This window comes from Frankia sp. CcWB2, assembly GCF_977927585.1.
On record NZ_CDWRCM010000145.1, the window covers coordinates 936 to 1,623 of the forward strand.

At 73.1% G+C, this 688-nt stretch carries 1 protein-coding gene; it reads left to right on the forward strand.

Going from position 1 to position 688, the window contains the following annotated elements:
• Positions 1 to 106 precede the first annotated feature (106 nt).
• Positions 107 to 472, forward strand: coding sequence for a DUF3499 domain-containing protein (locus tag ACY45C_RS15135; protein WP_462188238.1), 366 nt, complete (start codon positions 107 to 109; stop codon positions 470 to 472).
• Positions 473 to 688 lie beyond the last annotated feature (216 nt).

Genomic DNA, 688 nt, shown 5'->3' on the forward strand with positions numbered 1-688 from the left:
CGGGCCGCGATGGCATGGTCGACGCCGCGTGACGATTAGTCGTCGCGCCACGCGACACGACCCGAGGTGGTGGCCGTCGTCCGTTCCGGGGGCTACCGTCCGGAACGTGAAGCCTCGGCGCTGCTCCCGCTCGGCCTGTTCCGCAGCCGCGGTCGCCACGCTCACGTACGCCTACGCGGAGTCCACGGCGGTGTTGGGCCCGCTCTCCCCGTACGTCGAACCACACTCCTACGATCTGTGCGGCACCCACGCGGATCGGCTCACCGTGCCGCTTGGCTGGGCTGTGGTCCGGCTCGAGGCCGAGGCGCCCCGTGAGGGGGGTCGTGAGGTGGCCGGGGACGACCTGGAAGCCCTTGCGGACGCCGTGCGTGAGGCGTCCCGGCGGGGAGGGTCGGAGCCCCCGCAGGGTCCGCAGGCCCCACCCCCGGGTGGCCGGCGGGGTCACCTGCGGGCCGTTCCCAGTCCGTCCTGATCCGGAGCGATCCCACCTCTCGGCCGTCCCGGTCATGTGGTCGTCCCGATCTTCCGTTTGTCCTAGTACCGGTGGTCCGGTGAGTGGTTCGGCGCGACTTCGCCCGGACGCGGTCCTGGCGGTGCCGGACCCGGCGGATAAGGTCAACCGAGCCGGTCGCAGCAGTGGCCGCGCGGCCGGGGGGCACCATTCACCCGGTGCCGGGGGACACCAGGG